29 protein-coding genes are annotated in these 26371 nt (G+C 56.7%); 11 read left to right on the plus strand and 18 right to left on the minus strand.

Annotated features, from left to right (window positions below; translation table 11 throughout):
* Positions 1–15 precede the first annotated feature (15 nt).
* The 12 genes from F7R06_RS06415 to F7R06_RS06470 form a co-directional block, all read right to left on the minus strand.
* Positions 16–360 (minus strand): head decoration protein, encoded by a 345-nt coding sequence (locus tag F7R06_RS06415; RefSeq protein ID WP_090321279.1) that lies wholly within the window; start codon positions 358–360, stop codon positions 16–18.
* Positions 357–1511, minus strand: a complete 1155-nt coding sequence (locus F7R06_RS06420) for a head maturation protease, ClpP-related (protein WP_090321276.1) — start codon at positions 1509–1511, stop codon at positions 357–359. Before F7R06_RS06420 ends, F7R06_RS06415 begins: the two co-directional genes overlap by 4 nt.
* A complete protein-coding gene (locus F7R06_RS06425) occupies positions 1508–2986 on the minus strand; it encodes a phage portal protein (RefSeq protein ID WP_090321272.1) in 1479 nt (492 codons plus the stop codon). Before F7R06_RS06425 ends, F7R06_RS06420 begins: the two co-directional genes overlap by 4 nt.
* The gene (locus F7R06_RS06430) at positions 2986–3192 is read right to left on the minus strand and encodes a phage head-tail joining protein (RefSeq protein ID WP_008048905.1); all 207 of its coding nucleotides are present in this window, start codon (positions 3190–3192) and stop codon (positions 2986–2988) included. The genes F7R06_RS06425 and F7R06_RS06430 overlap by 1 nt, the downstream gene beginning before the upstream one ends.
* A gap of 1 nt (position 3193) precedes the next feature.
* A complete protein-coding gene (locus F7R06_RS06435; protein ID WP_090321269.1) occupies positions 3194–5212 on the minus strand; it encodes a phage terminase large subunit family protein in 2019 nt (672 codons plus the stop codon).
* 4 nt (positions 5213–5216) lie between these two features.
* Positions 5217–5819: a terminase small subunit gene (locus tag F7R06_RS06440; RefSeq protein WP_090321266.1), complete on the minus strand. Its 603-nt coding sequence runs from the start codon at positions 5817–5819 to the stop codon at positions 5217–5219.
* A gap of 145 nt (positions 5820–5964) precedes the next feature.
* Positions 5965–6309, minus strand: a complete 345-nt coding sequence (locus tag F7R06_RS06445) for a phage holin family protein (RefSeq protein ID WP_090321263.1) — start codon at positions 6307–6309, stop codon at positions 5965–5967.
* 528 nt (positions 6310–6837) lie between these two features.
* Positions 6838–7197: a PA0613 family protein gene (locus F7R06_RS06450; protein ID WP_065940029.1), complete on the minus strand. Its 360-nt coding sequence runs from the start codon at positions 7195–7197 to the stop codon at positions 6838–6840.
* Positions 7190–9409, minus strand: coding sequence for a VapE domain-containing protein (locus F7R06_RS06455; protein ID WP_090321260.1), 2220 nt, complete (start codon positions 9407–9409; stop codon positions 7190–7192). The genes F7R06_RS06450 and F7R06_RS06455 overlap by 8 nt, the downstream gene beginning before the upstream one ends.
* On the minus strand, positions 9399–9626 hold the full coding sequence (locus F7R06_RS06460; protein ID WP_090327292.1) for a TraR/DksA family transcriptional regulator: 228 nt from the start codon (positions 9624–9626) through the stop codon (positions 9399–9401). The genes F7R06_RS06455 and F7R06_RS06460 overlap by 11 nt, the downstream gene beginning before the upstream one ends.
* Positions 9619–10137, minus strand: coding sequence for a phage regulatory CII family protein (locus F7R06_RS06465; protein WP_065940031.1), 519 nt, complete (start codon positions 10135–10137; stop codon positions 9619–9621). The genes F7R06_RS06460 and F7R06_RS06465 overlap by 8 nt, the downstream gene beginning before the upstream one ends.
* A gap of 332 nt (positions 10138–10469) precedes the next feature.
* Entirely contained in the window at positions 10470–10691 is a 222-nt protein-coding gene (locus F7R06_RS06470) for a hypothetical protein (protein WP_090321254.1), read from the minus strand.
* 100 nt (positions 10692–10791) lie between these two features.
* On the opposite strand from F7R06_RS06470, the gene F7R06_RS06475 reads away from it, so the two are divergent.
* Positions 10792–11439, plus strand: coding sequence for a LexA family protein (locus F7R06_RS06475; RefSeq protein WP_090321251.1), 648 nt, complete (start codon positions 10792–10794; stop codon positions 11437–11439).
* Positions 11440–11468: 29 nt separating this feature from the next.
* Here F7R06_RS06475 and F7R06_RS06480 read toward each other — a convergent pair whose 3' ends face one another.
* Together F7R06_RS06480 and F7R06_RS06485 are read right to left on the minus strand one after the other, a co-directional pair.
* Positions 11469–12770 (minus strand): anti-phage protein, encoded by a 1302-nt coding sequence (locus tag F7R06_RS06480; protein WP_090321248.1) that lies wholly within the window; start codon positions 12768–12770, stop codon positions 11469–11471.
* Positions 12754–13929: a nucleoid-associated anti-phage protein gene (locus tag F7R06_RS06485; RefSeq protein WP_159437790.1), complete on the minus strand. Its 1176-nt coding sequence runs from the start codon at positions 13927–13929 to the stop codon at positions 12754–12756. The genes F7R06_RS06480 and F7R06_RS06485 overlap by 17 nt, the downstream gene beginning before the upstream one ends.
* Positions 13930–14302: 373 nt before the next feature.
* Here F7R06_RS06485 and F7R06_RS06490 point away from each other — a divergent pair, with 373 nt between their 5' ends.
* The 8 genes from F7R06_RS06490 to F7R06_RS06535 all read left to right on the plus strand — a co-directional run bounded on the left by F7R06_RS06490 (position 14303) and on the right by F7R06_RS06535 (position 21536).
* Positions 14303–14893, plus strand: coding sequence for a hypothetical protein (locus F7R06_RS06490; protein WP_090321243.1), 591 nt, complete (start codon positions 14303–14305; stop codon positions 14891–14893).
* A gap of 9 nt (positions 14894–14902) precedes the next feature.
* Positions 14903–15187 carry a phage antirepressor KilAC domain-containing protein gene (locus F7R06_RS06495; RefSeq protein WP_090321240.1) on the plus strand — a complete coding sequence of 95 codons (285 nt, stop codon included), beginning with the start codon at positions 14903–14905 and terminating at the stop codon, positions 15185–15187.
* A 158-nt stretch (positions 15188–15345) separates the two neighbouring features.
* Entirely contained in the window at positions 15346–15660 is a 315-nt protein-coding gene (locus F7R06_RS06505; RefSeq protein ID WP_090321235.1) for a pyocin activator PrtN family protein, read from the plus strand.
* A gap of 61 nt (positions 15661–15721) precedes the next feature.
* A complete protein-coding gene (locus F7R06_RS31040; protein ID WP_245706682.1) occupies positions 15722–16624 on the plus strand; it encodes a hypothetical protein in 903 nt (300 codons plus the stop codon).
* A gap of 208 nt (positions 16625–16832) precedes the next feature.
* Complete coding sequence (locus F7R06_RS06520) at positions 16833–18026, plus strand: tyrosine-type recombinase/integrase (protein ID WP_090321232.1); 1194 nt, start codon at positions 16833–16835, stop codon at positions 18024–18026.
* Between the two features lie 20 nt (positions 18027–18046).
* On the plus strand, positions 18047–19633 hold the full coding sequence (locus F7R06_RS06525; RefSeq protein ID WP_090321229.1) for an ABC-F family ATPase: 1587 nt from the start codon (positions 18047–18049) through the stop codon (positions 19631–19633).
* Between the two features lie 283 nt (positions 19634–19916).
* Complete coding sequence (locus F7R06_RS06530; RefSeq protein WP_090321226.1) at positions 19917–21113, plus strand: MFS transporter; 1197 nt, start codon at positions 19917–19919, stop codon at positions 21111–21113.
* 162 nt (positions 21114–21275) lie between these two features.
* Complete coding sequence (locus F7R06_RS06535; RefSeq protein WP_245706681.1) at positions 21276–21536, plus strand: tail fiber domain-containing protein; 261 nt, start codon at positions 21276–21278, stop codon at positions 21534–21536.
* 168 nt (positions 21537–21704) lie between these two features.
* On the opposite strand, the gene F7R06_RS06540 is transcribed toward F7R06_RS06535, so the two are convergent.
* Entirely contained in the window at positions 21705–22742 is a 1038-nt protein-coding gene (locus F7R06_RS06540; protein WP_090321223.1) for an alpha/beta hydrolase family protein, read from the minus strand.
* A gap of 169 nt (positions 22743–22911) precedes the next feature.
* Entirely contained in the window at positions 22912–23523 is a 612-nt protein-coding gene (locus F7R06_RS06545; RefSeq protein WP_090321219.1) for an FMN-dependent NADH-azoreductase, read from the minus strand.
* A 131-nt stretch (positions 23524–23654) separates the two neighbouring features.
* Here F7R06_RS06545 and F7R06_RS06550 point away from each other — a divergent pair, with 131 nt between their 5' ends.
* A complete protein-coding gene (locus tag F7R06_RS06550; protein WP_090321216.1) occupies positions 23655–24563 on the plus strand; it encodes a LysR substrate-binding domain-containing protein in 909 nt (302 codons plus the stop codon).
* Entirely contained in the window at positions 24560–24919 is a 360-nt protein-coding gene (locus F7R06_RS06555) for an MmcQ/YjbR family DNA-binding protein (RefSeq protein ID WP_090321212.1), read from the plus strand. Before F7R06_RS06550 ends, F7R06_RS06555 begins: the two co-directional genes overlap by 4 nt.
* On the opposite strand, the gene F7R06_RS06560 is transcribed toward F7R06_RS06555, so the two are convergent.
* Together F7R06_RS06560 and F7R06_RS06565 are read right to left on the minus strand one after the other, a co-directional pair.
* On the minus strand, positions 24916–25344 hold the full coding sequence (locus F7R06_RS06560) for a DUF1294 domain-containing protein (protein ID WP_090321208.1): 429 nt from the start codon (positions 25342–25344) through the stop codon (positions 24916–24918). The two genes, F7R06_RS06555 and F7R06_RS06560, sit on opposite strands and share 4 nt — an antisense overlap.
* A complete protein-coding gene (locus F7R06_RS06565; RefSeq protein WP_090321205.1) occupies positions 25341–26171 on the minus strand; it encodes an undecaprenyl-diphosphate phosphatase in 831 nt (276 codons plus the stop codon). Before F7R06_RS06565 ends, F7R06_RS06560 begins: the two co-directional genes overlap by 4 nt.
* Positions 26172–26371 lie beyond the last annotated feature (200 nt).

Genomic DNA, 26371 nt, shown 5'->3' on the forward strand with positions numbered 1-26371 from the left:
ATCAGGGTGGTCGTCTTAGCGAACGATCAGCGAATGAGTAGCCAGTGCTTTTTCAGCCGCAGGATCGAGGCCGGTGAGGTGGGCTTCACTGACTTCCGCCAGACGCACCACGGCGCGACCGCGACGGACAACATCCGACTCGCCCAAGGGACCGAAGAGAATGGCGATGGCGTTTTCGGTGCCGTCTTCGGCGGTCGGGTCGTAAGGGGCAAACTCAGCGGTTGCGGTAACCAATCCCAGGATCTGCCCCGGCTCCAGTGCTGGGCCGGCGGCAACGTTGATGGCTTCGCGGGAAATGGTGCCCGCCCCTTCAGACAGGAGAAATTCGCCTGCATGCATGGGTTCGCGTTGAATGGTCATCGTCTTGCTCCTGTCGCAGATCGGGATTTACCGGCCTGCGCGGCTTGGCGGGCAGACCAGATGGATGGTTGATCGATTTGTTTGGCCTGCACCTTTGGCGCAGGGTCATCGTCCAGCGGCAAGCTGTTGTCGATTTCGAAGCCCTTGCCGCTGGTGACGATCTTGTCGAACAGGCGCGCTCGAACAGCTGCGACGTCCAGCCCTGCCGCAACAAACTCGGCGCTGAACTCCGGCAAGCGTGCAGCCACACACAAGTCATTCACGGCCGTGGCACGGGCCAGCTCGGCTTGAACGACCTCTTCGTTTTCGAGCTTGGTGGAGCTGAGTAGCGAATCGACAAGGTTGCTGATCCCCGCCTCAGCGCAGCGCTGGGTAATCATCAGGGCTAGCTTTGCCGAGTCGACTACGGTCGGTGTCAGCGGCGGATCGTCAGGCTCCAAATCCGACTCTGTCTCCGCTGGTTCATCAAGCTGCGCGAGCAATTCCGCCGGTACATGCTGGTACCGCTGCAACACGGCCCCTTGGCCGAGACAGGCCTTGACCTTGACGCCGTCGCCGACTTCATCAGCTAGCCCCAAGGCCACCGCTTCACTGGCGGTCAACCATGTTTCGTTCGCGACCAAGCGTCGCAACTCGACCTCATCGATGTCAGGTGCCTTGGCCTTGTAGGCCGCTATGATGGCTTCCATCGTCTGATCGAGAACGTCGGCCACTTTGCGGAAGTCTTCAGCATCCCCGGCCGCGTAAGTCCAGGGGTTGTGAATCATCAACATGGCGTTCGAGGCGATCACCACTCGGTGCGCACCACACACGGCCACGCTGGCTGCACTGGCCGCCAGCGCATCGATCCGACCGGTACAACGCTCTCCCAAACGCGACAACGCATTGTGCATGGCCAGTCCGTCGAACAAATCACCACCGATGCTATTGAAGGCCGCGATCACCGGCGAGGCGCCATCGTCCATGGCGCGCAGGTCCTGCACAAACTGATTGGCGGTAATGCCCCAGCCGCCGATCTCGCCATAGACGAACACTTCGATCACTCGCTCGGCGGCGTCGCCGCTGGCCTGAAGGGCATACCAGGTCTTGTCTTGCACCGGCACACGCTGGCCCGCCCGGTTGTAAATGCGCGGTCGCGCTTTTTTGCTCATGGTTGCTCCTTGTCGTCGAGCGGCTCGACGGCTTCAAGGGTGTTGTAATTGAGACCAAGATTTGTGGCCCTGGCCAGGTCGGCCGCGTTTTCGGCGTCGACCGTTTCGGCGTCGTAACCGGTACGCAGGACCATCTCGCTACGCGAGGCGAAGCCGGCCTGCACTTCCATGCGCCGCGCCTGCACGTCTTGCACCGGCTGGATGTAAGCCCAGCCTTGCGGCACCCAGCGGGTACGCAGGTATTCGCGGCGACGCTGGGCGTAGTCCTCCAGCACCAGGGCACCCGACAGAACGGCCATGTCCATCCAGGCTGCCCGAACGGGGCGGCAAAGTTGATGCACATACACGCTGAATTGCAGTTGCTCCAACCGGCGCCGGAACTCGTTGAGCACTACCCGCAACGCCCGGTCGTTGACCTCACGCATATCGCCGGTGAGGATTTCGTAGGGCGTTCCGGTACCGGCGGCAGCGGCCATTAGTTGCTGCCGCATGAAGTCCGGATAGTTGTTGCCGGCGTCCGGTGGTTTGGAAAACTCAACCTCTTCACCCGGTCCCAACTCCTGCATGGTGCCGGGCTCCAAGGCGACCATCGGCGTGAAGCCATCGCCATCCAGGCTCAGCGGCTGACCGGTAACCGGGTCTCTCGGCACGGGGCCGGAGTCCGGGGCTGGCCGGCTGATAAACCCGGCAAATAGGTTGGCCACTTCCTGGCGGAACAGCACCGCGTCGTCGTAGTTGTCGAGACTGCGCAGGCGTTTCAACACCGGCGACAAACGCGGTACGCCGCGCAGCTGGCCCGGTTCGACCGGCTCAAAGATGTGCAGCACCTGCGACGCAGGCACCCGCACCAGTTGGTTGTAACCGGCGTTCAGCGACGAGGCATCACGCGGGTGCGACAGGTACATCCAGTACGCCACGCGCTTGCCGCCCGGCGTGAACTCGATTCCTGCGCGGATGATGTTGCCGGCTTTGGTCGTCTCGAATTTGTCGTGCGGTACGAACTCCGGTGCCAGCGCCTGAATCTGCAATGGCACCGCTAAACCTTCATCCAGGCTGCGCGGCCGCAAGCGGACAAAGCATTCACCCGAGGTTTCGACCGTACGAGCGATCAGTGCCTGCTGGCCGTTGAAGTCGGTACGTTCATCCGCATCCGATTCATCGACCCAGTCATCCCACAGTTCCTGCAGCAATTTGCGCAGGGTCTCGTCATCGGTTTTCGGTCGAGGTGTGATCCCTGTTCCGATCAGGTTACTGACACGCTTGTCGATCACGTTGTAGGCATACGGGTCATTGCGAACCGCAGCCCGTGAGCGCGAGCGCAGGTTGCGCAGCGCTGGGGTGTTTATGCTGTTGATACCGTTGTCGGGCGCATCCCAGCCAGCGGATCGGCGGCCCTCACCGGCGCCTTCGTAACTGGCTTTGATGTTCGACGGCAACACGAATCCGTTACGGGTCAGCGTCGGATAGCGAGCCATTAGAGTCCTTTGCCTCCGTGGCAAAGCCGAACGACGCGGGAGCGCGGTCCGGCTGAGTTCACCAGCGAGGTGCGGATCTCGTCACGAGCTTTCAGCAGCTCATCGACCGAACGGTACTCCACGGTACGGTCGGTGTAGCGCACGGTTTTCTCACCGCGAGCGATGGCCGCCTCAACTGCGTCGAGGTGCTTCTGGGTAAATGACATATCAGCGTCTCTTCAGGTAACCGCTACTGGAGCTGCGGCGTTGAGGTGGTGCTACGGGTCGCGATTGCACGACAGGACCAAGTGGCTGCGGAGCTGGTTGCGGTACAACAGCGGGTGCGTTTTGCTCGGCATTACTGACGCGCTCGCCTTGCACTGGCTTGATGCCTTCGTCGAACAGACCTGACTGCGCCAGCGACTGGCGCACCCGCTCCCAGTCGTGCTCCTTGTAGCGATTAAGACCCAGGTAATGGGCCATGGCCAGGCAGTACACCATCAGGTCGAGCGCTTCGTTGCGTTCGGCCTTGCCCTTGACCCATTCGATACGCTTGTGACCACGGATGTAGCGCGCGACCTTACGCTCGGCGACACACTGATCGAAAAAATCATCGGGCAGGTCATTGGCAAAGTGCAGCGCGCCCGGGCCGGCTTCGAACGGATAACGGTTGTAAATCCAGTCCTTCGCGGTGTCGGTACCGACGAACCACAGCTCGGCGCCGTTACGCTCGGTCTGGCCTTTCCAGGTGACATCGACCATGGATGGGCGCTGGGCGATGACCGGCTTGCCGGGCTTGCTCGCGCCCTTGATGGCGAACACGTTACGCCAACGGCGGACGCGGCAGAACTGGTAAACCTCGTCGGTGTGGTGGCCACCGGAGTCAACCGCCACCGCAAGAATGCCGAGGCCAACACCGCACGGATGGCGATACTTGGCTTTGAGCAATTCGTCCAGCGCGGCCCAGGTGCGTTCATCGGCGGGGTCGCCTGAAACGATCTGGTAGTCGATGACCCAGCGCTCCATGCCGACGCCCCAGCCCATGGCCATGAATTCCAGGCGATTGGCCTGAACGTCGACGGCACCGGTGATCATCAACACAGCCGCCGGCATCGACCCCAGTCCGAATAGTTCCAAGCGCGCCCGGGCTCGCAGCACATTGGCCTTGGTCTGCTCTTGAGCCGCGTCCCAAACCTTCGCCAAGCGGGTGTTGTAAAACACTTGCATGGGTTCAAGATCGCCTTTGGCTTGGGCCTTTTTCGCTTTCTCGAACTGCTTGGCCAGCGACCTCCAGTCCATCCAGCCGAGAGGTGAATACAGTGCGTTGAGGTGAAAGCCCACCGTCTCGCCGTCACCCTCGGCATGGGCGCGCCACTCGCCTTTGGCGAGCATTTCACCCTTGTGGTATTCATCGATCAGCACGTCACAGTCCATCCCGGACGCCGCGCACTTGTAATGCACTACGCTGAAGTCGGCCGAGTAGAGGAGGTTTTCCCACTCAAGCGTCTGCATGTGACCACAATACGGGCACGGCACGTAGTAGTGACGCTGATCGCTGCCCTCGAACAAATCGGAGATTCGCGAAGCGCCCTTGATCGTCGGCGAGCTGGAGAAGTAGAACTTCGCGTTTCGGCCGAAGGTACTGCCCCTCGTTTCCGCCAGCTCAATGGGGTCGCCCTCCTCGCCGATATCCACCTCCCAGCGGTCGATCTCGTCGCCGTAGATGTAGCGCGCAGACAGCTCCGACAAGTTGGCCGCTGAGCCGGCGGTGGTGACATACAGGGTGCCGCCCTCGAACTCCTTGGTGTCCATGGTGTTGCGCGAATCCCGCGAGCGGCTGGCCGCGACACGCTCACGCAACACCGGCGTCGCCTTGATGGTTTTGCCGATCCGCGACGACACCCGTTTGGCCAGGCCCAAACTGGGCAAGAGCGCCAGGATGTTCGACGGCGCCATGTGCATCAGGCCACCGATCCAGTTGAGACCAATCTGGGTTTTCATTAGCTGCGACGCGACCATGGTGATCACTCGCTTGCAGGGGTGAGCCGGCGACAGGCAGCGCATGGGCTCGCGGGCGTACGGTGTACGTGAAGTGCGGTACTGGCCGGGCTCAGCAGCGCCGGTGTCACGCGGAATGCGCATGTACTCATCGGCCCACTGATCGATCCAGACATCCGGGTCGGGCCGCAGCCCACGGAAATACGCCTCACGGTACACCTCTGCACCATCAGGAATGTCCGAAGTCATAAGGTCAACTCATGGTCAGTGCGTGTTCAAGGTCTGCGGAGGACATGCGCTCGGCATCTTCCAGCGAGCGACGGATCGCCGCCGTCAGGTGTTTTTCGATTTCCCAAGGGTCCGTCATGGAAGCCAATTCAGGCGCCAGCTGCGGAGGCATGCCCAGCAGTTGATCACGCAGCATGCGCCCAGCGCTATAAGCGCCCGTCTGCACCGCCGACGCGAACACCAGCGAGCCCTTGGCCTTGTGCAACTCGATCTCGGCGAGCTGTGCCAGGTTGTGTTCGCGTAGGGCGCGGGCTTTCTGGAAGTCTGGCAACTGCCCGGTAGGGGCAATTACTGGCGGCGGCGCAGCCGTTGAAGTCGGTTCGACTTGGCTGGACAGTTGGCTGTACACGTCACGCTGAAGCCGATCTTGGTGGTGCCGATCCGCAACAGCGGTTTTGCTCGGGTCAGCGGTCTCGCGAATCAATACTTCGCTGGCCGTGACATCTACCTGCTTACCATCGGCGGTGAGCACCAGTCGGTTGTTGTTTTTCAACCAGGTGATGTAACTGGGCGCCCTGCCAATGCGAGCCGCGAAGGCGCTCTTTGACAGGTACATTGGTTCTGTCATAAGCCCTCCTTTTCAACGGCTTTTCAATGCAAACCTTTCAATTTCAATGGATTGAATTTCAGTAAGCTGGCAACCCTGCCGCTAACACTTTCCCGCGGGTTTCCGACCCCGTACCCACCGAATACCCCCAGGGTCCCCGGCGATTTCAGGCCGACCCGCCGCTGCCCGGAGGCAGATCGGAGATCCCCAACCGCTTCGCCGCCCAGCGTTCGTACAACCCGATGGCAACATCGGCGCCGGCCATGGCCGTCAAACATCCGATGCCCCCTGCCGCCACAATTGAAACCCCGGCGGCATGCAACAGCATCATCGTTGACAGCCCACACGCAACGCAGGCACCAGACCGAAGTGCCAACCGCCGCACCAGCGGCCAACCTCGCACACCAGCCTTGTCTGCCCGCCACATCTCGCCGGACACGCCGCCGACCAGCGACAGGACAATCACCATCCAAACCGGCATATCTACCAACGCCTGTTGCTCATTCGTCATCGCCTTCCCTATAAACGCAAAAACCCGACGCAATGGCCGGGTTTGGTGGTGTGGTGCCTGCCGCTCTCTGCGGTCGCACCTATCGAAGATGACTACTTTTTACAGGTCGATTCCGGTGGCAGCAACCCTGTTTTAATGCCACCCAGTGAATAAGTGGGTAACACAGGGTGAACGCCTAGCGAATGTCGGCGAATACACCACTACGGCATTCTGTTGTTTCGGTGGTGTCCCATACGTCCCACTTTTCGGAATCGAAGTGGGACGCCTGAGAGCGCCTAAATTCGGGGCTTCGCCCCACTGTCCTACTTATCTTTCTACTTTCTCGTGTAAAGGAAGAAATTTAAAGAACACGCGTTCGCGCGTAAGCGCGTAATGCTCGCCCGCTACGCTCACACGGGCGGGAGGCACTTCTAGGCGGGACGGTGGGACAACCCAACAACGACAAGGCCCGCACCTGTCCCACTGCGTCAAAACGCAGCGAGACAAGACGGGCCAGTGGGACAACCACAACCGGAGCGATGCCTGGGGTCACGCAGCCTTCCCCATCAGCACCCAGTAGATCTGCAGATGCGCATCATGCAAACGCTGGTAGTACGTGTCGCGGCCACAACCGCAGTGGGCATACCGCAAGCGCATATCCACATCGAGCGTGCAGTAATGCTCCCGCACTACCGTCACCAGCTCCGGTGCCAAGTGCTTGCTCACGATCAGCTCAATGTCCAACGAACTCTCCAGCGGCGCACGGAAGGCACGCCGCCCCCTGATCAGTTGCCCATTGCTCTCCATCATCATGGCAACCATGTTTCCCCCAGCCAGCCCCCCTTTTGAATGTTCCGAGTGCAGCTCCTGCGCCCACAACCGAAGCAGCGAATCGATTTCCTTAATCATCAAAGCAAGGCTCCTCGAACGCTTCTCGCTGCAACGCCGATGCACCACCCCACCCTGCCGGTTTCTTGTAAGCCCAGGGCCGCTGCCCACTCTTAGCCAACGCCGGCAAACGCACACGACGCCACCCCAACCGATGCATGATCGCCCCCACCCGCATCTGCTCCGGCTTGCCCCAATGCCCGAAGTCCAACTTCAACGCATTGGCCAGCACTTCGCTGCCAGTGGTGGTCTCGCCGATCTGCGACTCTTCGAGCCAGGTCAGAATTGGCCCTTCCCACTCATCTACCACAAAACGCTCGTCCTGCTCCTCGCCAAACATTGCCGCTTCATCCAGCGTCACCCACCAGAGGTCGCCCGCGTCATAACAGAACACCGCCTCGGCCCACAGCTGATCGCGCATCTCGCGCAACAACTCCAGATCCACCTTGGTACAGGCCACAGGCCAATAACGCCGGTTTCCCGTGGCATCCTTTAGGTACTCGTCCTGGTTGGTCGTACCCACAAATACACACTGGCGTGGCACATCCATGGTTCTGCGGCCATAGCTCTCGCGATAGGTGTCGGTGGACGCGGAGAAAAACTGCTTAGCCTTGGTGCTTTCAGCCTTGTTGAAGCTATCCAGCTCCCCCAGCTCAACAATCCACTTGCCCCGGATCGCCTGAAAGCCATCCTTGTCACCCAGCGCAAATGGCGTATCCATGAACCACTCGCCGCCGAGAATGCTCATCGCCGTCGATTTACCAGCGCCTTGAGCGCCTTCCAGAATCATCACCGAGTCGGCCTTGCAGCCTGGCTTCATCACCCGGGCCACGGCCGACATCATCCAACGCTTGCCGACCTTCGAAGAGTAATCAGTAGCCTTCACGCCCATGACGTCCGTGAGCCAGCTTTCGAGACGTGGCACCCGATCCCACTCCAGCTTGCGCAAGTACTGGCGCACCGGATGAAATGCATGGTCATGCGCAACGACGCTCACCGCCTCAATCACATGCGAGGCTTTCACCCGCAAGTTGTACTGCTGCGCAAGCCACTTCATCACCCGCACATCATCAATGTCCGCCCAATCACCCGTGCCGCCGCCATAAGGTGCAGCGCGCAGCTTCACGATCTTCGAGCTGAACGCGCTGTAGCTGATCACCCCAGCCCAGCGCTCGTCATTGGCCAGGATCAGCTCGACGTTCTGCATATGCGCAATCAAGGCGCCGCTTTCACTGCGGGCTAACATATCCTTCCAACCACCGGCAGCCGGTGGCTTGACCACCGCCAACACCTGGCGGCGCACCGCTTCCAAACCCTCGGCAACATGCAGATCGTTGAAGTCGGTCCACTTGTCTTCCCGCTCCCCGGAAAAGATCGGCGCGACCACCTGACCACCGACGATCAGTGCGGCATTGTTCGCCTTCTCTTCACCGGGGTTCCATGGCTCGCCATTCGGCCGTTTGGTCTTCCAGTCATCATCCCGGCACACAATCAGCGGGCAACCAGGAAAGCGCTCGCGCATGGCCTTGCACACTACCAGCAAATTGCCCGCATCGAAGGCGATCGCAACAGTCAGCGAGGTCGCCATGTGCAGGCTGGCGCCGGTGGCGTAGCCCTCACATACCAACACTGGCTCACCCGGCTCCGGGTGCGGCCCAATCAGGTGGAAAGCCCCCTCCTTCGACATGCCGTAAGGCCAATAGGACTTGTCCCGGCCGGTGTCTTCCTGCTTGGTTGGAAACACCACCTGCAGGCCCACAATCTGATCGCGTACGTTGCACATAGGCACCAAAAACGCGCCTGAGCGCGGTGCATATCGAACGCCGAAACCCACGATCTGCTTTCGATCCAGATAGTCGCTTCGGCCCTTCTCTGGCATGCGCTTGAACAGCGCAGCAGCCCGATTCGCCGCACGGCGCGCCGCATTGGCAGCGATCTCGGCAGCTCGGCGCTTGGCGTCCTCCTGCCGAGCACGCATCACCTCACGCTCTTCCGGTGACATCCGCGCGGCTTTGACTTTGATCTTTTGTGTCTCACCCGAACGCCAATCACCGAAGCTGCCAAAAATCAGCGTTTCGCCCTTCTCGGTGTGATGCTCATGAACGATGTACCAACCGTTCTTTTCCTTGCCCTTGTCCTGCGCCGTTTTACAGCGGGTCAGCTTGCCGAAACTCAGCGGCTGCTCAGGCTCAAGGCCGTAGTCTGCGAACTGCCCCAATACCTCATCGAGCATGGCGAGCCTCCCGCTGTTCATCAATCGACTGGCACTGCACGCACTGCGTGCACCCCGGTGACGCGACTCGGCGACCTTCTGGAATCGGATCGTCGCACTCTTCGCAGAACAAAAACGAATGAACTATCGACATAGACTTGGCGGCATTGCGGGCTGCCAGCGCCTGATCGATCCGCTCCTGCACCAGGTCATTAGCGAAATCAGCGATATCAGCCACGGTCAGCACCCCGCGTCGTCTGGTTAACATAGGTGGCGCGGTTGAACATCCCCAGCAGCCCTTGAATCCCACGAAACACCTGCAGGCGAATCGCGGCGAGTTCATCGTCCGTCACCACCCCATCGCCGATGCTCTTGGCCCAGGTATCAGCCAAATCAGCCACCTGCCGGAAGTACTCAGCAATGCCGGTGGTCAGCGTTTCAGGCATGTCGTTGGTGTACGCCTCGGCCAGCTCCTGCCAGGTCGTGTCACCCACCAGTGCATGCACCGCATCCAGAATGCGGCGATCCTTGGTCAACTCCAGGATCTCGCCGAACTCCTGAATGTTCACCGTGTGGCTCGGATGGGTTGGGGAAAGTTTGTGCTGCAGCGTGGTGGCGTTTCTGCCGGTGGTGGCGGCGATGGCTGCCGCACCGCCAGGATAGTCCCGAGCGGCATGGTAAAGCGCGAGGTCGAGCGGCAGCACTTCTCGCTGCGCCCGCTCAACAGAACTCAGAGCGATTCGGCTCATGGCATTAATCCTTAAAAGTTGCCAGTGCCGCGCGACATGCAGTGGTGGTACATTTGCCGCGTGGCTTGAAAGGGCCCAAACGCCGGCTAGATCTTCAGGATCGACACCGGCACCGTGCCGGGGCGAGCAATCCGTTACTCACCCCTGGCGCAACCGCTGCCCAATCTGTGGTGGAAAAGGCAGCAACAACAGGGCATTCCATGTCCTGGAAAGCGCAGTAAAGGGAGGTGGCTAGCATGTGGTGTGCCCGCCTCCCTTTACTGCGACCCGACAGCGCTGTGGTGGTGCGTGCCGGGAGGAACTGGGCGGCCTTTAGGTCGCCTTTTTTCTAGCTATGCTGCTTTGGATTCCGTCACACCGAAATGCTCTAGGACTTCGGCAAGTGATACACAACCTTCGCTTTCACGGGCCAACGATTTGATCAACGAAACGCTAGGGTCTTTACTCGCGTACTTCACATGTAGACGCAAGTAATTCACAGCGATGTTGCAGCGCCCGGCATAAGCCAGCAGTGCTTGAGAATCTAAAAGCTCGATATAGTCACGTAATTTCATGTGGTGTACCTCCGCGAGGTGCAATTTAACCATAAAGGTTAATTTAAGCAATACCTAGAAGGACATTCACCTCATAGGTTAATCTGGGCACAATCGCAGCATGAGAATTTCAGACACACGACTAGATAATTTCCGCAGGGTCCTGGCCGAAAAAAAACTGCGGCTGATCGATATAGCCGAGCTGCTGGGTAAAGCGCCGGCTCAAGTGAGTGCTTTCGGGGGTAAGAATCCCACCAAGGGTATTGGCGACCAAATCGCCCGAGAGATCGAAAATGCGTTAAGCCTGCCGAATGGTTCGCTCGACGTTCCGAATGCCTTTGCTGAATTCAACAACGGCTCAGTCATTGGCTATACCGGAAGAAAGCTACCGGTTATCGGCTCGATTGCTGCAGGCTCATGGTGCGAAGCTATTGAAACGTTTGACCCGCGGGATGCCGAAGAATGGATCGAAGCACCCGGACCTGTAGGTCCCCGGGCCTTTATCCTCCGCGTAGAAGGTATAAGCATGGAACCCAAGTTTATGGAGGGGGACAAAATTGTAATCGATCCTTCACTTGAGGCCCTTCCTGGACATTTTGTGGCAGCTAAGCGTACTCGTGATCACGCTGCGACGCTTAAACAACTGAAGCAAGAAGGTAATGAGCAGTATCTATATGCGCTCAACCCTGATTGGCCAGAGCGCATAATTCGAATGACGGAAGAGTGGAGAGTTTGTGGTCGCGCTCGCTGGAAAATCTCGGACCTTTAATGTTCAAGATAACAACATTTTTGAAGCTTTCAAATTAGTTGCCAAGACGACAAAACCATGGACTTAACATATAAACTGAGACTTACAAAATCCGCCCAAACACTCGCAAAAAAAATCTTAGCGGCAGTATTATCTGGCGCCAAATAAAGTTTATATGCCAAAAAAGAAAACCCTGAAAGCAACATGACGTAAGCAACTTTATCAATATACTCAAGTCTCTTTTTAGCTTTACTTATTAGGCCTTCAATTTTTGACTGAGTATCCTCCGCACTTTCTTTTACCTCCTCCGCAACCTCAGTTTTTTTATACTTCTCAAAACCTTTCTTAATTTGGATAAGCAAATTATCAAAAGAATCAAAGTAAATATCATTGGCCGTTTTCGTAAGAGATCTGACCATCATCAATCCCACGCATATCAAAGCCATTTCAGCCATGCCAGCGGATTTCACCAACGCAGCTATACCCACCAAGACACCTGGCAGCGCAAACGCTTTTGTTTGGCTGCCAGTAATGAAGTCATTAATTTTATTGGTATATTCTAGATTCTTCTCTTCAATCTCAGTCAGAAGCTTATTTACAGAAAACCGGTGAGTATAATTATCATAATGCTCACGATATTTTTTAAATAATTTCGCCCCCTGAGAAACGACCCAGACAAAAGGGCTTCCAGTATGATCCTCGCCTAGAATATCTGCTAATGCAGTTCGCATTACTGACTTTCTTTCTAGTTGGTGAGCATCATCCACTTTCAAATGATCAAACAAACTCTTTGCGATTTTTTGCAAGCCTTCATCAAAACCATCCGAAAACTCACCAAAAGCTATTACGGGATTGACTTCGTATTTTTTGGCACTCTTATCCCCAGCTATAAAATAAATAAACTCATTCATAGAAGTTCTGGTGCCAACATGATCAACTAACAACTCTAAAACTTTTCGCCATATCACATAGCATTCGACCTTATTTGAAAACAAGGACGCAAAGCCCGGAATATTTGTAGCTTTACATTCAGTTATATAATAATAACTATCCGAGTTAGCATCATTTGTGAACGCGGCCCAAAAATCCTCATCATTGGCATAAAAGAAAAGCTTCCGCTTTTCAGACCACTTACTGCTTTCATTAGACAAAGAGAATTTAAACTCATCACCTACATCCTCTCTTTCAATTTCTGAAGCATAGCCTACAGCCTTGAATGCGAGGGAGACTTCATTCCAATCGAATGTAAATTTATCACGTTTAATCACGATATCGAGATAGGAGTCCTCCCAAGTCAAAGCACCCTTTTCAAGGAACTGAGCAACTAATCTCCCGTCATCCATTAGTTTCATCCACCGAACTCATGAGGTCCGATATCGTTTTTTTAGAAGCTGCATCTAGAGGAATACGAATATAGTTAAAGTCCTTATCAACTTTAACAGGCCTGTCAGAACCATCAAACCCGAGAGAGGTCACTTTAAGTTTACATTCATAACTACGACTAGTATCAGTCACATTCACAGATGCGCCGGAAACGGCAGAAGCAACTGTAGGTTCGAAGTGCGAGCTTATTTCATATTCTTTATCATTTACAAAAACACAAAAACCACCTAAAAGCTCTGAGTCTTCAGGTAGCACTCGATCGACTAGCGCTTGAATCTCTTTTAACTGCACCGTCTTTCTGTCTTTACCTTTCTTGAGCAGGAATGCCTCAACGCTAGCTAAACACTTATCTCGGTCGGTTCTGCTGATCTTATTCTCAGCAAAAAAATCTCTAATAGATTTATATATATTATCAACGCTTGCCTTATTACTAGGAGATTCCATGCATCCAAGGGCTGACTTAAAAAACTCACTCCTCGATTGCCCTTGAATAAATCGAAGGTATGCATCACCTGAGTTTTCAGGATATGACACATCAAACAAATTCAGATCAATCCAAGCAGCTTGTCGCAGGGCATTTATATCAATTGATGTAAGGCTTTTAGGCTGAAGCTTATCATCAAACTCAAAACCACTTCGATTGCCAACCATAACAATTAACAACCTACCATGATTTGTGTCCTCATCCATATCCTGAGCATTAACAACGCGATCACGATACATTATGAAAACAACATGCCCACCACCTAAACCTCCACCAACAATTTCATTAGCGGCATTTTTAAGCAACGTCATTACTGAGTTTGTGAATGTAAGATGATCGCACTCGACTGCCAGCAATTTTCTAACTGTATCTGGCATCGCATGCCAGATAGTTTTTGAGAAAAAACCATGTAGCTTGTTCTTTTTCCTAAATCTTTCTTCAATTTTTTCAACAAATTTTTGAGCCGTCGAGTCTCCGAGAACCCAAGGAGTGCCGGTTTTAGCCTCAAACGGACTGCCGGTTAGCTCAGTGTTCCTGCCTAAAGCCGCAGTAATTGCAAATAAAACGTCGATTTTAGGCAGTGCTAAATCATCGTTTTTGGGTTCTACCGTCTGATTCTGGCCTACTTCAGCATCCTGGATCACGTCTACAACTCCATATTTTTTCATATTCTCGATTGCTAACACTTCTCTTGGCAATGAGTTTATGCATCTTGAGCAATAGAGCTAGGTTAAGCTGAACAGAATTTCACCAGGACCCACCTTCAAGGGTATTTTTTCTTGCACAAATAACCTTTTGGGTTAATTATTGCCTCACTCTTCCACCACAGAGCGAGGCAATACCCATGCACACCACAGCCACCCTGCATATCCATCCAGCCGCTGCTGACCCGATCCGCATCTTCGAGATTCGCCGCCTGGCCCGCGAATGCGGCTGCGCGTTTGTCCCCGCAAAGCCAAAGCTGAAAGCCCGCACTGCGCCCGCGCCATTCGCCCCAAACGGCGGAGGGCAAGCAGCATGAGCAAGTTCAAAATCGACAACCGTACCCTGCAGTTGCTCAATGCCCAGGTCAACCTGTCCGAGACCTTCAACCACGTCCTGCGGTCAGCGCCCAAGCGTGAAGCTTTGCCGTTTCGTCTCAGGGTTGAGCGCGGCACGGCCGAGACCGTTTTCGTCGTTGAGATGGACAGCGAACGCCACACGCTGACCTTGAACAACGAAAAGAAAATGCACCTCAAGCTGGCTGACTTCATCGAAGAAATTGCCAACGGTCCTTTTCACTTAAGCAACTCAGCTGATCTGCTGTACTTGCCCCATGCAGAGCGCGATTACGGTCGGTTTAATCTGCAGGACAAGCAACGCGTGTTCGAACTGGTCATCACCGGGGGCACCCTGAGCCTCGACATGGGTTTCGAACTACCCCTTCACGTCGCGATACATCGCACCCACACCCGCCCCGGTATCACCACCATCCTGAGCATCGGTGTAAAGAGCCCACGCACCAAATGCTTCACCGTGTGCGGCACCGATGTCGAGATCTACGGCAAGGTCGTGGAGTCCATAAACCACCTGGCAGCTGCGGCGACACCTGCCGCACACGCTGCGTGAGGGGACGCCATGGAACGCACACTCGCCCAAGCCGCCAGCCAACTTGGTCTGACTAGACCAAAGCTCATCAAATTGATGCGTGAAAAGGGTCTGCTCAACGAACGGAACCTGCCGGCCTACCCCACCCGTGATCGCGACTATCTGCGGGTCAAGGACGGCCACTGGTATCACGACCAGCTCGGCATGCAGTACAGCCAATCAACCCGGGTCAAACAACCCGGCATCAGCTGGCTGGCCGAGCAACTGGGATTGGCGTTACCCGCCATTCCGGTAGACACCCGTGACGTGGCCTAGGGAATACGCCCGCCAGATCATCGCCATGCGGACACGAGAGGAGCGCAACGCCGCGCTCCTCGAAGTTCCCGAGCATCTGCGCGAGCTGACCAGAACCCATTGCCTGAATGCCTGGAACCACCCGGCAAGAACACAACGCAAGGAGGCCCAACTAAGCCATGAGTAACGCAGCACAAAACCCACTACGCCTGCACCCGGCACCGGAGTCGGCCACCGTCGAATTGCTCTACCGCATCTTCGGCGATGTCCTGATCCCGCTGGACAAAGTGCGCGAGCAGTACTTCCGCAACCTCAACGAGCAGTCGTTCGTCACCGAGATCAGCAGCGGCCGCATCCAGCTTCCCATCACCACGCTGGACACCAGCCGAAAGGCACCGAAGTACGCCCATATTCGGCACGTCGCCTCACTGATCGACATCCGTGCCTACAAGGCAGACGAAGACATGCAGCGACAGCAGGAAGAGACCACCTAGTAACACCCACAAACCGAACGGCTGTCACCACCAGCCGATGACATCACCAGGAGCACACCACATGACCGCAATACAGATCTGCGCACTGATTGTCCTCATCTTGCTTGTAGGCCTCACCTATTGGGCCGGCTACCGCGGCGGCCTCATCGACGGACGCGTTAAGGGCATTGATGAAGGAATGCCCATTAAACATTCCGACCATTCGCAAAACATCCGCAATCTGGAGCTTTCGCTTAACCAAGCAAGGGAACAGCACCAGCAGCTTTACGCCCGCTACGAGCGCGTACTGGCCACTTCGAAACTGGGTGAACCAGAACGCCAAACCCTGCTGGCCATCACGGAAAAACTCAGAATCGCCGCCGAGACATTCGCCGCATTCCGCACTGGCAAAAAGCTCGAACGTGAATCTATCGCGCTCCGCGAACAAGCACTCACCATGGCCGCCCTCCTGGAGCCAGTAGAACAGGGGGGCCGCATGAGCCAGAGCCTCCCCCATACCGGCAAGCGCTTCGACTTGCCCGAGCCAAATACCAAAACGAGCCTCGACGCGCAGGAAACAAGCAGCCTCTGCTGCGCAGCAGCAGGCATTACTGCTCCTTCCAGCAGCACCACCGAGGCACTTATACCCCACGAAAAGCTGCGCGGGGCAGCGTCACCCGATGCATCGCTAACCGCTCAGAATGGCCCGCTCGCGCAGCCTGTTGTGGGGGATACGCGCACTATGCCAGATCAGGGGCCGCCTCAGCAGCAAGCCGTCAAAGCGGTTCAGATCGATGAGCGCGCCGAGTTTGAGAGAGAGTTTCCAGTGCCTGAAGGCGTGCAGTACTGCCGGCAACGCGGAACGTACATCAGGTCACCAGGCGCAAGTAATTCCGACAACTTCGCTCGAGAGCATTACGCCTACAGAGCAGGTTTTACTGCATGGATACGTCGAGCCTCAAAGCATGCGAGGGACTACGCATGAGCGCCCAAAACATTGACAGCGTAAGCGGTGGTAAACCGGAGCAGATGCCACATCCCGAAGTAGACAAGGTATCGGAAGAGGTTATGGCCCATATCCTGGGTATTTCATTTAGAGCACTCGCAACCCGGCGTGCCCGCAAGCAAATCCCCGAAGGCGTTTGGAACAAGCTGGGGAATCGCATCATGTACAGCAAAAAGAGATATTACGAATGGGAAGAAGCACAGTGGATTTGCCCGATGGAGTTGAACTCTTCCGCAAATCCCTCAGGATTCGTTTTACTTGGAACGGTATCCGCCGAAGCGAAACCCTCCCCTATCCCACGACGCAGAAGGGCATTAAAGCTGCATCCCAATTACGCGATCAAGTAGACAACCTGATCAAACTCGGCCTGTTGGATGACGCCAAGTACGCCGAGCTGTTTCCCGGGTCATCGGTATTACTCGGTGGTGTACCGACCTTCCACGAGTATGCCCAGTTGTGGCTGGATGGCCGGAACATCACCAGCGGTACTCGCAACAACTATAAGGGTGCGCTGAACCTTTACTGGATTCCACCGCTTGCCCGGGTGCGCATTGATCTGATTACCACCACCCTCCTACGCCGCATTATTGCGGCTACGGAGTGGACGTCTCCTGGTGTTCGGCGCAACGCCTTGGTCAAGCTCTCGACAATTCTGGATGCGGCCGTGGCTGAAGAGCTGATCAAAAAAAATCCGGCCAAAATGATCGATCTCCCGAAGCGAGGTCGCAAGGAGATCAACCCGTTTTCCCTGGACGAAGCCAACCTAATCATCGACCACCTGTATCAGACGACACACTGGCCCAGCGGTATATATGCTGCGTTCTTTGAGTTCGCGTTCTTCACGGGGCTTCGCCTGGGCGAGGTCGCCGCGTTGCGCTGGGAGGCGGTTGACCTGGTGAAACGCCAGGTTCACGTCTGCCGCACAGTCGCCCTGACCGCCGTCGAAGAGCGCACCAAAACCGGCAAGGATCGTTTCGTGCTGCTGAACGAGCGAGCGCTGCATGCGCTCGAGTTCGCTCGCCAGTACGCCGAGCGCCGCGCCAAGGGTATCGGCAGAGTCAAGACGACTCCCTATGTGTTCCCGCCGTCGAAGAACAGCGAGTACATCAAACAGACCTCCGATCTGCACAAACAGTGGGGGCCGGCACTCAAAGAGCTGGCGATGCCTTATCGACCGCCGTACAACTGCCGTCATACTTATGCGACAATATGCTTAATGTCCAACATGAACCCCGCATTCATCGCTCAGCAGCTTGGCCACAGTGTCCAAATGTTGCTGACGACGTATGCGCGTTGGCTCAACTCAAGCTCAGACTGGGCGGAGCTGGAAAAGCTCCAGATTGGTATCAAATCGGTATCAGGCAAAAAAGACCAGCTCTAACCCATTGATAGGTAAGGTAATTGATCTCCACAGCTAACATCACCATGCAGTTCGGCGCCAAGCCGTTGTTCGAAAACGTTTCGGTCAAATTTAACGGCGGCAACCGTTATGGCTTGATCGGTGCCAACGGTTGCGGCAAGTCGACCTTCATGAAGATTCTCGGCGGTGACCTCGAGCCGTCTGGCGGCCAGGTCATGCTGGAGCCGAACGTACGCCTGGGTAAATTGCGCCAGGATCAGTTCGCCTACGAAGAATTCACCGTGATCGACACCGTGATCATGGGTCACGAAGAGTTGTGGAAGGTCAAGGCCGAGCGCGATCGTATCTACTCGCTGCCGGAAATGAGCGAAGAAGACGGCATGGCCGTGGCCGAGCTTGAAACCGAATTCGCTGAAATGGACGGCTACACCGCCGAATCCCGCGCCGGTGAGCTGTTGCTGGGTCTGGGTATTCCCCTGGAACAGCATTTCGGCCCGATGACCGAAGTCGCTCCAGGCTGGAAGCTGCGTGTATTGCTTGCCCAGGCCCTGTTCTCCGACCCGGAAGTGCTGTTGCTCGACGAACCGACCAACCACCTGGACATCAACACCATTCGCTGGCTGGAAACCATTCTCACGGCGCGTAACAGCACCATGATTATCATTTCCCACGACCGTCACTTCCTCAACAGCGTCTGCACCCACATGGCCGACCTGGACTACGGTGAGCTGCGCCTGTTCCCGGGCAACTACGACGAGTACATGACCGCCGCGACTCAATCGCGCGAGCAATTGCTGTCGGACAACGCCAAAAAGAAAGCCCAGATCGCCGAACTGCAAACCTTCGTCAGCCGCTTCTCGGCCAACGCCTCGAAAGCCAAGCAGGCGACTTCCCGCGCCAAGCAGATCGACAAGATCCAGCTGGCCGAGGTCAAGCCATCGAGCCGCGTGAGCCCGTTCATTCGTTTTGAACAGACCAAGAAGCTGCATCGTCAAGCCGTGACCATCGAGCAGATGTCCAAGGGCTTCGACGGCAAGACCCTGTTCAAGAACTTCAGCTTCACAGTTGAAGCCGGCGAACGCGTCGCAATCATCGGCCCGAACGGTATCGGCAAGACCACCCTGCTGCGCACCTTGATGGGCGAACTCACCCCGGACGCCGGTTCCGTGAAGTGGACCGAGAGCGCGGAATTGGGCTACTACGCCCAGGACCACGCCCACGATTTCGAAGACGATGTCAGCCTGTTCGACTGGATGGGCCAGTGGACTCAAGGCGAGCAGATCATTCGCGGCACCCTGGGCCGCATGCTGTTCTCCAACGACGAGATCCTCAAGTCGGTTAAGGTCATTTCCGGTGGTGAGCAAGGTCGCATGCTGTTCGGCAAGCTGATCCTGCAAAAGCCGAACGTACTGGTGATGGACGAACCGACCAACCACCTGGACATGGAATCCATCGAAGCGCTGAACCTGGCGCTGGAGAACTATCCGGGCACGCTGATCTTCGTCAGCCACGACCGTGAGTTCGTATCGTCCCTGGCCACCCGCATCATCGAACTCAGCCCGAATGGCGTGACCGACTTCAGCGGCACCTATGACGACTACCTGCGCAGTCAGGGCGTGGTGTTCTAAGGGCAGATCCACGCCTTTAGCTGCACAAGCTGCAAATGAAAAGCCCTGTCCATGTGACAGGGCTTTTTTCATTTCAGACCAAGGTTTCCTGTTGGTGCATAAGTCATCGCGAGCAGGCTCACTCCCACAAGGGATACATTCCACAATGTGGGAGTGAGCTTGCTCACGATGGGGCCATGAACAACAGCGACAATGTCATGGCAAAAGTAGTTAGCCTGCTTCCTTTTATGTCAACGCCACGCCATCATGCAGTTCTCCCACCGCCGCCCGCGAACGAGCCCTCATGTCTGCGCCGCAACAGCTACCGCAAAGCTCCATGGCGATCACCCTGCAGATCGTCTCCATCGTTTTCTACACCTTTATTGCCTTTCTCTGCATCGGCCTGCCGATTGCGGTATTGCCGGGCTATGTCCATGAACAACTGGGGTTCAGTGCCGTCATCGCGGGGTTGACCATCGGCTCGCAGTATCTTGCCACGCTGCTCAGCCGCCCCATGGCCGGGCGTATGTCCGACAGCGTCGGTACCAAGCGGGCGATCATTTACGGTCTGTCAGGCATTGTGTTGAGCGGGGCATTGACGCTGCTGTCGACCCTGTTGCAAAGCGCTCCGCTGCTAAGCCTGTTGATTTTGATTGCGGGGCGTTTATTGCTGGGGATCGCCCAGGGACTGATCGGAGTCGGCACCATCAGTTGGTGCATGGGCCAAGTGGGTGCCGAGCACACCGCGCGCTCGATCTCGTGGAACGGCATCGCTTCCTATGGCGCGATTGCCATCGGCGCTCCGCTGGGCGTGGTGATGGTCGATCAGTTGGGATTCGTCAGCCTGGGCATCGCGCTGTCGGTGCTGGCGTTGGCTGCGCTGCTGCTGATTCGCAACAAGCCATCGGTGCCCGTGATCCGGGGCGAGCGTTTGCCGTTCTGGGCGGTGTTCGGTCGCATTGCGCCCTTTGGCGCGAGCCTGAGCCTGGCCTCCATCGGCTACGGTACCCTGACCACTTTCATCACCTTGTATTACCTCAATCGTGGCTGGACCGGCGCGGCTTACTGCCTGACCGTGTTCGGCGTGTGCTTCATTCTGGCGCGTTTGCTGTTCATTGCCAGCATCAGCCGTTTCGGCGGATTCACCTCGGCCATCGCCTGCATGAGCATTGAAACAGTCGGCCTGCTACTGCTGTGGCTTGCGCCTTCGACCGCCTATGCCTTGATCGGTGCCGGCCTGACCGGCTTCGGTCTGTCGTTGGTGTACCCGGCGCTGGGCGTCGAGGCGATCAAGCAGGTGCCCAGTTCCAGCCGCGGTGCCGGTTTGAGTGCCTATGCGGTGTTTTTCGACCTGGCGTTGGCGATCGCCGGCCCCTTGATGGGGGCGGTGGCATTGAACTTGGGTTATACGTGGATATTCTTCGCAGCTGCGTTGTTGTCAGTCACCGGCCTTTGCCTGACGCTGCTCCTGTCACACCAAAGTGCGCGTCAAACCCGTTGAACGCTGACACCGACAAGATCATGGATTAAAACATTACCGAAGGATTCCAGCGCAACATGCCGCATCGATTGAGACAAAGAGCCAGCATTGTTTGAAGTGTCAACTTTCACAGATGCTCGACGCCGCTGTTACATAACAATCGACAAATGGAAATTAATAAACATGCGTATATTGCCTTTAAGCCTGCTCGCACCTGCATTGCTGTTTTCCCTCTACGGCACAGCCCATGCGCAAAGCTCGACGCAGCAACAAATCTGCCATAACGGTCAATGCTGGGACGTCGGCGACGATATTGGGGATGAGTGCTGCCCATTTCTACGTCAGGAAAACCCTATGAAAAACCTCCTGAAACTCCATGGTGTCACGTTCAACTGGAAGCAAAACGACCCTACCCATGTCGGCCTGATTGCCCATGATGTGTAGAAAGTCTACCCCCCAGTTAGTACGCACTGATCGGGGCCACTTGCAAGTTGATTACCAAAAACTGGTGGCGCCTCTTATCGAGTCCGTACGTGAACTTAATGCAAGAGTAGTCACTCTGGAACTGCTTTAGCTGATAAGTAACCAACGATAAACAACTGCCGATCCCCCTCACTGATCGGCAGTTTGCATTCCGGCCCGAGTCGCCTTGCCCAGCGTGCGGGAGAAGAAGCTCCCGGCTTCGGAAATCAGGTTTCGGTGAATGTCTTCACGATCGACACCATCGGCATCAGTACACAGCGCTGGCATGATGACAATCTGCTCGTCGTTGCACGGCGCCATGAATACGAAGTGCCCTGCCCCGGCCAGCAACTTGAAGTCCGGAGCAACGGGCAGCTTGCGCGCCAAAGCCACTGCGTTTTTGTCGATGGGCACCAGTTTGTCGCCGTCGCCGCTATAAAGCAGGACCGGCACGTGCACGTCGGCGAGGGTTTGACGGCCGAACTTCAAGCTCAGCGGCGCCATCAGCATCAACGCATGGACGCGTGGATCCGCCACCGGTTGCAGGTCATCGCGGTCGACGATCAGTTCACCCTTGGTGTTACAGGCGTCGCGGTCGTCCGGGCGTTCCTCGCAGTAACGGCGCAGGCGATCCAGATCCGGGGTCGCGCCGGATAGAATCAATGCGGTCTCGCCCCCGGCCGAATAACCGATGACACCCACCTGATCAGCATTGACGAACGGCGACAGCATGCGGTCGCCCAGGGTCGCGGTAATGGCTTCGGATATCTGGATCGGCCGTCCGTACAGGTTGCTCAAGGTGCCGAGACGACTGTGGTCCTTGGAGTTGTCGCCGGGGTGAATCACGGCTACCACTACAAACCCCTTGCGTGCCAGGGAGGTGGCGAGGTCGTGCAGCGCCAGTGGCGTTCCGGTGTTGCCGTGGGAGAGCATCAGCATGGGGAACCGGCCGATGGCGACTTTGGTGTCTTCACCGGCTTCGACGGTGTAACCCTCGAGCCTGCTGGAGTGTTCCTTTTCGCTCGATGGGTAGAAGGCAATCGCACGCATCGGTTGCAGGTCCAGCGGGTCGAGAAAACTCAGTTCGTGGTAACCGACGCTCCAGTGTGGATGCGGTGCAGGCGCGGCGTGCACTGTATTCAGGCTGCAGAGCAGACAAATCAGTAAAGTTGCACAAAGACGCATCATGGGATGCCCCACCTTGTTACCGGACTAGAGACCTGTACCCTTGACTGCATAACTTGGGCCAGAATCTGAAACGACCAGAAACAAAAAACTCCGTACCTGGTACTTGCGTATCCAGAATACAGAGTTTTTTGTGGGATTGCCTGAGCAGTGTACTGTCTTTACGCAAGCCTTACGCGGCGGCGAACAGTTGCTCGCTGATTTGCGCGTGAGCGTCGCTCATGGCCTTGTTGCGGACTTCATCGCCATAAGCCAGGCCGTGGGCGCGAACAAATTCGATGTCCGTGATACCGATGAAACCGAACAGCACCTTCAAGTACTCTTCGTGGGCAACACCCGTTGCCTGGCCGGCATGCATCCCACCGGAAGTCGACACGATCACGACTTTCTTGCCGCCGCACAGCCCTTCAGGGCCGGCCTCGGTGTAACGGAAGGTCTGGCCGGCAACGGCGATGCGGTCGATCCACGCCTTCAATTGAGTCGGGACAGTGAAGTTGTACATCGGCGCTGCAATCACCACGGCATCGGCGGCGAGGAACTCGGCCAGGGTGGAAGCACTGAGTTGTGCTTCGTGCTGTTGTGCGGCGTCGCGCAGTTCAGCGGGCGTGCCGGCAGCAACCAGGGTGTTCGAGGAAAAATGGCTGATGGCGTCAGCCGCCAGGTCACGGTAAGTCACCACCGCCGACGGCTCGGCTATTTGCCAGGCTTTGACAACTTCGCTGCTCAGCTGACGGGACGCCGAGTTATCACCAAGAATGCTCGAATCGATATGCAGCAGTTTCATGTGGGATCTCCAGGTGAGGATCGCCACCGGGGCGATCTGATGGAAACGATCCTACAGACGAAACCAATAGCTGATTAGACTGCAACAATGCGATAGTTTGTCCCACTGATAGAACAATCGAGCCAATACCCATGCAAGACCTCAATGACCTCTATTACTTCGCCAAGGTCGTGGAAGCCGGTGGTTTCGCCGCGGCCGGGCGACTACTCGGCATTCCCAAGTCACGGTTGTCGCGGCGCATTGCGGAATTGGAAGAACGCCTGGGCGCCCGTCTGCTGCAACGTACCACCCGCCAACTCAAACTGACGGCCGTGGGCGAGCGCTACCTGAGGCACTGTCAGGCCATGTTGCTGGAAGCCGAAATGGCCGACGAAGCCGTGGCCAGCATGTCCAGCGAACCTCGAGGGCGCTTGCGGGTGTCATGCCCTGTGGGATTGGCCCATGAGCTGCTACCGTCGGTGATCAGCAAATTTCTTGAAAAATGCCCTCAGGTTCAACTGGAAGTCATGCTGCTCAATCGCCGCGTCGATCTGGTGAACGAGGGCGTCGACGTCGCCCTGCGGGTCCGCGAACTGGGTGATGAAGACCCTTTGCTGGTCACCCGACGCTTGCGTCAGGCGCAGATGCTCCTGGTCGCCAGTCCGGCGCTGATTCACGGTCGAGAAATCAATCATCCCGAAGATCTCAAGGGTTTGCCGGTGCTTGGCGCCCTGGAAGCCGACCGTATGGTGCACATTCGCATGCTCGACCAACAGGGCAAGAGCTGTGACCTGGCGCTGGAGGCCCGGCTGGGTATCGACGACTTCATTATCCGTCGGGCCTGCACCCTCTCCGGCCAGGGCTTTACCATGCTGCCGATGATGTATTGCGAGCAGGAACTGCAGACTGGCGCGCTGGTGCAGATACTGCCCGAGTGGTCACTGCCTGGTGGCTGGTTGCAGGCGGTCTACCCTCATCGACGCGGGGTGATGCCAGCCGTTCGCGCCTGGATCGACCATCTGATCGAATCATTCAATGCCTGTGGGGACCGATTGATATGAAGGCTGGACGCATGAGCGAAGAGGACGTCGCGACATTCTGCCTGGCGTTGCCCGGCGCGCGGGAAGACTACAAATGGGGAGGTGTACGGGTATTTTCGATTGCCGGGAACAAGATGTTCGCCTTGCAGAATCTGCGTGGCGCGTCCCTGGCGTTCAAAGTCGACAAGGATTTGTTTCTCGGTCATTGCGACCGTCCGGGCATTCATCCCGCACCTTATCTGGCACGGGCGCAGTGGATCATCATGGCAACGCCCTACCCGCTTGGCACCGAGGAGCTGCAAGGTCTGTTGCGGCGCTCCCATAAACTGGTGGTCGGCAAATTGCCCAAGCGTACCCAGGTAGGGTTATTGCTTTAAAACAGTGCCAATAGGTTGGCACCGAGAAACAGCATGTCGATCCAGAACACCTGGTGCAGCAACACGATGATCCAGAACACCAACTGATAGGAGACCTTGCGCGTCTTGTGCCGAAAGACTTGCTGGGCCAGCAAGGCACCCGGCCAGCCCCCGGCGAACTCCAGCGCATGCAGCACGTTTTCCGGTGTTCGCCGTTGATCGATCCGGGCGCTGCGTTTGTCATTCCAGTACAGGAAAAACGTCAGTACGCTGACGATGCCGTAGGCCGCCAAGGGAATCGGCGAGACCCCACGCAGCCACAACGACATCGAACCTATCAGCGGCAGCGCGCACAAAATCGCGAACACCAACAGTTTCAGGCGCAGATGCTGGATATCTCCCCCAGACTGGCGTCCGGGTTGATTGCGCGCGCTGGAATCACTCATGGCTTGGCGGCAGTCCAGTCAACCCAGCCAAACTGCCAGGTAGCCAGAATCAGCAGGCCGAACGCGATGCGATACCAGGCAAACGCCGCGTAGCTGTGGCTGGCGATGAACTTGAGCAAACCACGCACGGCAATCATGGCGAAGATAAACGCCGTGACGAAACCCAGGGCGAATACCGGGAAGTCTGCCGGCACAAACAGCTTGTGGTACTTGTAGCCTGAGTACACCGCCGCCCCCACCATGGTCGGCATCGCCAGGAAGAACGAGAACTCGGTGGCAGTTTTACGCGACAGACCGAACAACAGGCCGCCGATGATCGTCGAGCCGGAACGCGAAGTACCCGGAATCATCGCCAGGCACTGGGCGAACCCGACTTTCAGGGCGTCTTTCCATGTGATTTCATCGACGGTATCGGCATGCACTTCATGCTGACGCTGTTCAGCCCACAACATAATGATGCCGCCCACCACCAAGGCCGTCGCCACGGTGATCGGGTTGAACAGGTAGTGGTGGATCAGGTCAGCGAAAATTACCCCCAGTACCACAGCCGGCAGGAAGGCGATCAGCAGGTTCGCGGTGAAGCGCCGCGCACTCGGCTGGGTCGGCAAGCCGATGACCACGTCGAAAATCTTGCGGCGGAACTCCCACACCACCGCCAGGATCGCCCCGAGCTGGATGATGATGTTGAACGCCATTGCACGCTCGCCACCGAAGTCGAGCAAGTCGGCCACGATAATCTGGTGACCGGTACTGGAAATGGGCAAAAACTCTGTAAGTCCTTCTACAACGCCAAGAATCAAAGCCTGAAAGGCAGTCCAAAGATCCATCAATCCCCCAAAAGGCTATGCGCCGATGCATGCCCCATTAGTATTTTTTAAAACGCTTATCGCGATCAGCGTAGTCGAAACTATGCGAGCACAAGAAACACACTCGATCCTGAAAAACTCCGTGAAACAGTTGGATTTCAGGTTTACCGTGCGGGGCGCAAATCCTATCAGACAAGTCCGATCCGTGCTGCCGTGTTATG

It is taken from the genome of Pseudomonas moorei, assembly GCF_008801475.1.
In the GTDB taxonomy this organism is placed as follows: Bacteria; Pseudomonadota; Gammaproteobacteria; order Pseudomonadales; family Pseudomonadaceae; genus Aquipseudomonas; species Aquipseudomonas moorei.